Origin of the sequence: Phytohabitans kaempferiae (genome assembly GCF_042433955.1) — a bacterium.
Lineage (GTDB): Bacteria > Actinomycetota > Actinomycetes > Mycobacteriales > Micromonosporaceae > Phytohabitans > Phytohabitans kaempferiae.
Genome location: NZ_JBHLUH010000056.1, coordinates 267033 through 274212, shown reverse-complemented (window position 1 = coordinate 274212; position 7180 = coordinate 267033). Strand labels below are relative to the sequence as shown.

The window sequence follows — 7180 nt, the reverse complement described above, 5'->3', positions numbered from 1 at the left end:
TGGAGTCGACGGCGCGGTCGGTGAGGATGACCGGGATGCCGGCGTCTTTGGCTTCTTCGAGGACGGTGTCCCAGCCGGACTCGACGACGGGGGAGAAGGCGATGACGTCGACTTTTTGTTGGATGAACGAGCGGATCGCCTTGATCTGGTTTTCTTGTTTTTGTTGGGCGTCGGAGAACTTCAGTTCGATCCCGGCGGCTTTGGCCGAGTCCTGGACTGATTTGGTGTTGGCGGTGCGCCAGCCGCTTTCGGCGCCGACCTGGGAGAACCCGAGGGTGATCGTCCCGTCGTCGGAGCCGCTGCCGGAGCCGGCACCGTCACCGCCGCCGCAGGCGGCCAGGGGGCCGGCGAGTATGCCGGCCATGAGCACTATCGACAGCTTCCTGAGCATCCAAACTCCCGATCATCGCTGTTAGCGCTAACATCACCGCGACCGTGACGGGTCGAGGGGACGGGGATGGTCGTGTTTGCGAGAGTGTTAACGCTCACGTCGCCTGGCGTCAAGACCTTCACACAATCGTGACGTCGCTGGCATGGATAGGTGCAGATCGACTTAAGTCAACCCCTTGACAGCGCTGGTGTGAGCGCTAACACTGCGTCTCACGGTCCGGCCGGAGGGAGGTCCCCATGCGCGGTGCGCGGCGGCTGCGATGCCGACCGGTGCTCACGGGTGTCGCCCGGCTGACCGTCATCCCGCGCCGCACCGCCCCGCCGGCGCAGGTCGACGGCGAGGCGCACGTGTTGGGGCTGGTCGCGTTCGACACCGCGCTGCTCGGTCCGACCTGGACGGTCCGCGCGATCGAGCGGGCCGCCCGCCACGCCGGCCACTCCCTGGCCGTCGCCCGCGCCAGCTCGCTTGATGGCGGCTCGGTCACCGGCGCCATCGCGAGCCTGCGCGCCCGGGGCGTCGAGGGCATCCTCGCCGTGACGCCGACCGACTCGGCGCTCGCCGCGCTGGAGCGGGTCGCGCCGGACGCGCCACTGGTGGCCGTGGGCGTCGGCGACGCGGATGGCGTGCCGATGGTGGGGGTCGACAACATCGCCGGCGCGGCGATGGTGACCCGGCACCTGCTCGACCTCGGGCACGACACCGTGCACCACATCTCCGGTCCGGTCGGTTGGCCGGAGGCGCGCGAGCGGCTGGCCGGCTGGCGGGCCGCACTGCGCCAGGTGGGCGCGGTGGAGGGGCGGCTGCTGCCCGGTGACTGGGGCGTGCGCTCCGGCTTCGAGGCGGGTCGCCGCATCGCCGCCGACCGCGACGTCACCGCGATCTTCTGTGCCAACGACCAGATGGCCCTCGGCGCGCTGCGCGCGCTGCACCTCGCCGGCCGCGCCGTGCCCGGTGAGGTCAGCGTCGTGGGCTTCGACGACATCCCGGAGGCGCCGTTTCTGCGGCCGCCGTTGACCACCGTGCGGCAAGACTTCGCGGCGGTTGGCCGCGCCGGTGTCGACCTGCTGGTGCGGCGGATCGTCGCCGACTCGGCGGCCACGCCGCCTGGCGGCGCCGCGCCGCGGGGGCGCGTGCGGTTCGTGCCCGCGCTGGTGGTGCGGGACAGCAGCGCGCCGGCTATGTGAACGCTAACAATGCTAACCTTCGATGAAGGAAGGTGGGTCGCGATGGACCATCCCCGGGCCGGCACCGGCTGGCGCTCGCAACACTCGCGCGCCGGCCACAACACCGGCCAAGACACCCCACGAAGCTCCGCCTCCCGAGCCGGCAGTGCGACTCGCGCCGCGCGGGTCGGGCGTCACAAGCGTCGCGGCGACCGCGGCCGTGCGAGGTTCTGGCTCGCCGCTCTCACCGCCGTGCTCACGGTCTTCGCCGTCGGCGTGGCACAGCCCGCCCAGGCGGCCCCCGGCCGGCCGTACAGCAATCCGATCAAGTCGCAGAAGGGCGCCGATCCCTGGCTCCAGTACCACAACGGCAGCTACTACCTCATCACGACCTCGTTCACCAACACGTTCACGATGCGCAAGTCGCCGACCCTCGCCGGGCTCGCCACCGCCCCGAGCGTGCAAATCTGGCAGGACACCACCGCCTCCCGGGGCACCAACTTCTGGGCACCGGAAATCCACTTCCTCAATGGACGGTGGTACCTCTACTACTCGGCCGGTGCGGTCGGCGCCGCCTGTTGCGACACTCAGCGGACGCACGTGCTGGAGAGCGCCGGCTCAGACCCGCTCGGGCCGTACACGTACCGCAACATCCTCACCGGCTCCAACCTCCAGCCCAGCGGATGGCTCATCGACGCCAGCGTGCTCCAGCGGGGCGGATCGCTCTACCTGATGGGCAGCGGCTCCATCGGCGGGAGCACGCAGAGCCTGGTCATCGCGCCGATGAGCAACCCGTACACGGTCAGCGGCTCGTTCAGCCTCATCTCCTCGCCCACGCTCTCCTGGGAGCGGCAGGAGGGCAACGTCAACGAGGGGCCGGAAGCGTTGCAGCGCAACGGGCGCACCTTCATCGTGTACTCGGCGAGCGCCTGCTGGGGCCCCAACTACAAGCTCGGCCGGCTCACGCTCACCGGTACCAACCCGCTCAGCGCCTCGTCCTGGACCAAGAACGCCAACCCGGTCTTCCAGCGCAACGACGCCAACGGGGTCTACGCGCCGGGCCACAACGGCTTCTTCACCTCGCCTGACGGCACCGAGAACTGGATCGTCTACCACGCCAACAACTCGTCCTCCGGCGGCTGCGACAACAACCGTACGACGCGGGCGCAGAAGTTCACCTGGAACTCCGACGGCACGCCCAACTTCGGCGTGCCCATGCGGCTGGGCACCACGGCCGACGGGCCAGCGGGGGAGACGGCGAACACGCCCACGTCGTACACGATCGTCAACCGCAACAGCGGCAAGTGCCTCGAGGTGGCCGGTGGGTCCACAGCGGACGGAGCCAACATCCAGCAGTGGACCTGCAACGGCGGCAACAACCAGCGGTGGCGCATCGAGGACCAGGCCGACGACACCAGCCGGTTGGTCAACGTGGGCACCGGCAAGGTGGCCGACGTGACCAACTGCGCCTCGGCCGACGGCACCGACATCCGCCAGTGGTCGTGGCTCAACAACACCTGCCAGCGCTTCCGCCTCGTGCTGAGCGCCGCGGGCGGATGGGTACGGCTTACCAACCAGGCCACCGGCAAGGTCGCCGACGTCGCCAACTGCGGCACCGGCGACGGTGCCGACGTGCGGCTGTGGTCGTGGCTCAACAACAACTGCCAGCAGTGGCAGCTCCAGCCGGTCTGAGAGAGGAAGCCATGCGCAGAGTCGCCACCATCGCGGTGCTCGTCGTGGCCGCGAGCCTGCTCGTCGCCACGCCGGCGACGGCCGCGCCCGCCGTGCAGTACACCAACTCGCTCGTCGCGCAGCGGGCCGATCCGCACATCGTCAAACACACCGACGGCTACTACTACATGACCGCGACCGCCCCGGAGTACGACCGCGTCGTGCTCCGCCGCGCCACCACGCTCCAGGGGCTCGCCACCGCCTCCGAGTCGGTCATCTGGCGCCGCCACACGAGCGGCGAGATGGCCGCGCACATCTGGGCGCCGGAGATCCACTACATCAACGGCCGCTGGTACATCTACTTCGCCGCCGGCCGCAGCGACGACGTCTGGGCGATCCGGATGTACGTGCTGGAGAACGCCTCCGCCAACCCGCTCACCGGCTCGTGGACCGAACGAGGGCGGATCGTCACGCCCCTCAACACGTTCTCGCTCGACGCCACCACGTTCGTCCACAACGGAACGCGCTACCTCGCCTGGGCGCAGAACGATCCGGCCGTCGGCAGCGGCACCAACCTCTACCTGGCCCCCATGTCGAACCCATGGACCATCTCGGGCACGCCGGCGCGGATCAGCGTGCCCACGTACTCATGGGAGACGGTGGGCCACCGGGTCAACGAGGGGGCCGCGGTGATCCAGCGCAACGGCCGGGTCTTCATGGCTTTCTCGGCGAGCGCCACCGATGCCAACTACTGCATCGGCCTGCTGACCGCCTCGGCGACAAGCAACCTCATGAACCCCTCGTCGTGGACGAAGAGCCCTCAGCCGGTCTTCCGCAGCAACGACGCGACGAGCCAGTACGGCCCGGGGCACAACTCGTTCACCGTCTCCGAGGACGGCCAGAGCGACATCCTCGTGTACCACGACCGCAGCTACCGGAACATCAACGGTGACCCGCTCAACGACCCCAACCGCCGTACGCGCGTCCAGAAGCTCTACTGGAACGCCGACGGTACGCCCAACTTCGGCATCCCGGTCGCGGACGGCATCACGCCGGTCCGGCTGCGCTCGCACAACTTCGCCGACCGGTACATCCGCCACTGGGACTACCGGGCGCGGGTCGAAGCCAACGTCACCAACCTCGCCGACTCGCAGTTCCGGATTGTGACCGGGCTCAACGGCGGCGGCTCGGTCTCGCTGGAGTCGACCAACTTCCCCGGGTACTACCTGCGGCACCGCAACTTCGAGATGTGGGTCGAGCGCAACGACGGCACGGCGACCTTCCGCGCCGACGCGAGCTTCCAGCGGCGGGCCGGGCTCGCCGACTCCGCGGGAGTGTCGTTCGAGTCCGTCAACTTCCCCGGCAGGTACATCCGGCACTCGTCGAATCTGCTGTACGTGCAGGCGGTCAGCACGGCGACCGACCGCGCCGACGCCACGTACCACCTGGAGTAGGACGAAAATGGAGGCCTGACGGGGACCACCATCCCCGTCAGACCTCCACGTCGAGTGGGGCTCAGCGTCGAGTGGGGCTCAGCGCTGGCCGTACACGTTCTGGTAGCGGTCGTAGAGCTTGTCTATGTCGGACTGTGCGATGGGGAGCGGGTCGCCGAGCTGGCGGGCGATGTGGACGGTGCGCGCCACGTCTTCGCACATGACCGCCGCCTTCACCGCCGCCCGTGCGGTCTTGCCGATGGTGAAGACGCCGTGATTCCGCATCAGCACCGCCGGCGAGCGGTGCCCGCTCAGCGTCGCCACGATGCCCTTACCGATGTCGTCGTTTCCGATGAGCGCGAACGGCCCCACCGGGATCTCCGCGCCGAACTCGTCGGCCATCGCGGTGAGCACGCACGGCACCGCCTCGCCGCGGGCGGCCCACGCGGTCGCGTACGTCGAGTGCGTGTGCACGACGCCACCGACCTCGGGCATCTCGCGGTAGACGTACGCGTGCGCGGCGGTGTCGCTGGACGGGGAGTACACGCCGTCGACCAGCTTGCCGTCCAGGTCGCAGACCACCATCGACTCCGGCGTCAGCTCGTCGTACGAGACGCCGCTGGGCTTGATGACGAAGAGATCCTCGCCGGATACGCGCGCGGAGACGTTGCCGGCGGTCCACACCACCAGCCCCCATCGGATCAGGTCCTCGTGCAGCCCCACGAGGTCCTTCCGCAACTGGTCTACATTGGTCACGGCTTTCCTTTCGTTGGCGACCGCGGGGCTCGCCGGCGGACCTCCGCGAGCGGTGCGGGCCGTCGAAGCCGACTCCTCGCGCTCACAGCCCGCTAGCCTCGTTTCGGATCCGCCGCAGCCGGTGCAGCACGTCGTTCTCCCCGCGCCCGAAGTAGTCGTGCAGGCGGCGGTACTCCTCGTAGAGCGCCTCGTAAGCCTTGGTGCGCGCGGCATCCGGCTCGTACACGCGGCGCTCCACACGCCCCATCGCCTCGGCGGCGGCGGGCACGTCGGGGTAGGCGCCGGCGGCCACCGCCGCGTGGATCGCCGAGCCGAGCGCCGGGCCCTGCTCCGAGCCGATCACCGAGATCGGGCGGCCGGTGACGTCCGCGTACACCTGCATGAGGAACGTGTTCCTCAGGAGGCCGCCGGCCGCGACCAGCTCGCGCACCGGCACGCCCGATCCCTCGAACGCGTCGATGATCGTGCGCGTGCCGAACGCGGTGGCCTCGACCAGCGCGCGGTAGACGTCTTCCGGGCGCGTGGCGAGAGTCTGGCCCACGATCACGCCGGAGAGCTCGTGGTCGACCAGCACCGAACGGTTGCCGTTGTGCCAGTCGAGCGCGACCAGCCCGTGCTGCCCGACGCGCTGGGCGGCGGCGAGCTCGGTGAGGTACTCGTGCGCCCCGAGGCCACGCCGCTCCGCCTCCGCGCGGTACTCCGCCGGCAGCGACGAGTCGACGAACCAGGCGAAGATGTCGCCGACCCCGCTCTGGCCGGCCTCGTAGCCGTAGCCGCCGGCCACGATGCCGCCCTCGACCACGCCGCACATGCCGGGCACCTCGGCGAGGCTCTCGCCGTTCATGACGTGGCAGGTCGAGGTACCCATGATCATGACGAGCTGGCCGGGGGAGATGGCCTGTGCCGCCGGAGCGGTGACGTGCGCGTCGACGTTGCCCGCGGCGACCGCGATGCCCTCGGGGAGGCCGGTCCAGGCGGCGGCCTGTTCGGTCAGCCCGCCGGCCCGCGCGCCGAGCGGCAGCAGTGGATGCTCCAGCTTGGCGACGAAGCCGGCGAAGTCGAGGTGCAGGGCGGCCAGGAAGTCGGCGCTGGGGTAGGAGCCGTCCTGGTAGATGCCCTTGTAGCCGGCCGTGCAGACGTTGCGCGTCTCCTCGCCGCAGAGCTGCCACACGATCCAGTCGGCCGCCTCGATCCACCGCTCGGCACGCGCATAGATCTCCGGGTCTTCCTCGAGCAGTTGGAGGCCCTTGGCGAACTGCCACTCCGAGGAGATCTTGCCGCCGTACCGGTTGATCCACGGCTCGCCGCGCTCGTGTGCCAGCGCGTTGATGCGGTCGGCCTGGGCCTGGGCGGCGTGGTGCTTCCACAGCTTCGCGTACGCGTGCGGCCGCCCGGCCAGCTCCGGCAGCCGGCACAGCGGCGTGCCGTCGGCGAGCGTCGGGATGACCGTGCACGCGGTGAAGTCGGTGGAGATGCCGATCACCAACGCCGGGTCGATGCCGGCGTCGGCGATCGCCGCGGGCACGGCGGTACGCAGGACGTCGAGATAGTCCTCGGGCTCCTGGAGCGCCCAGTCGGGCGGGAGCGCGGCACCGGTCGCGGGCAGGGCACGGTCGATGACACCGTGCCGGTACTCGTGCACGGCGGTGCCCATCTCGGCGCCGTCTTCGACCCGGACGACAAGTGCCCGTCCGGACAGGGTGCCGAAGTCGACGCCGACGACGTACCGAGGGGGTTCGTTAGCGTTAACAGCGGGGGGCATGGGC

6 protein-coding genes are annotated in these 7180 nt (G+C 70.0%); 3 read left to right on the top strand and 3 right to left on the bottom strand.

All coding sequences use genetic code 11. The features are described from left to right. Window positions 1–391: substrate-binding domain-containing protein (locus ACFFIA_RS26715; RefSeq protein WP_377255278.1), on the bottom strand; the 391-nt coding region annotated here is incomplete at its 3' end. A 269-nt stretch (window positions 392–660) separates the two neighbouring features. Here ACFFIA_RS26715 and ACFFIA_RS26710 point away from each other — a divergent pair. From ACFFIA_RS26710 to ACFFIA_RS26700, 3 genes are all read left to right on the top strand, one after another. Then, the gene (locus tag ACFFIA_RS26710; RefSeq protein WP_377255275.1) at window positions 661–1575 is read left to right on the top strand and encodes a substrate-binding domain-containing protein; all 915 of its coding nucleotides are present in this window, start codon (window positions 661–663) and stop codon (window positions 1573–1575) included. A 231-nt stretch (window positions 1576–1806) separates the two neighbouring features. After that, a complete protein-coding gene (locus ACFFIA_RS26705; RefSeq protein ID WP_377255272.1) occupies window positions 1807–3246 on the top strand; it encodes a family 43 glycosylhydrolase in 1440 nt (479 codons plus the stop codon). An 11-nt stretch (window positions 3247–3257) separates the two neighbouring features. Further along, on the top strand, window positions 3258–4679 hold the full coding sequence (locus tag ACFFIA_RS26700) for a family 43 glycosylhydrolase (protein WP_377255268.1): 1422 nt from the start codon (window positions 3258–3260) through the stop codon (window positions 4677–4679). Between the two features lie 78 nt (window positions 4680–4757). On the opposite strand, the gene ACFFIA_RS26695 is transcribed toward ACFFIA_RS26700, so the two are convergent. Both ACFFIA_RS26695 and araB read right to left on the bottom strand, forming a co-directional pair. Beyond that, window positions 4758–5414, bottom strand: coding sequence for an L-ribulose-5-phosphate 4-epimerase (locus tag ACFFIA_RS26695; RefSeq protein ID WP_377255265.1), 657 nt, complete (start codon window positions 5412–5414; stop codon window positions 4758–4760). 82 nt (window positions 5415–5496) lie between these two features. Then, the gene (gene araB / locus ACFFIA_RS26690) at window positions 5497–7176 is read right to left on the bottom strand and encodes a ribulokinase (RefSeq protein ID WP_377255263.1); all 1680 of its coding nucleotides are present in this window, start codon (window positions 7174–7176) and stop codon (window positions 5497–5499) included. Between the last annotated feature and the right edge of the window lie 4 nt (window positions 7177–7180).

Coding starts and splice junctions, on each gene's coding strand:
- ACFFIA_RS26700 (WP_377255268.1), top strand. CDS start 3,258: ATGCGCAGAGTCGCCACCATCGCGGTGCTCGTCGTGGCCGCGAGCCTG.
- araB (WP_377255263.1), bottom strand. CDS start 7,176: ATGCCCCCCGCTGTTAACGCTAACGAACCCCCTCGGTACGTCGTCGGC.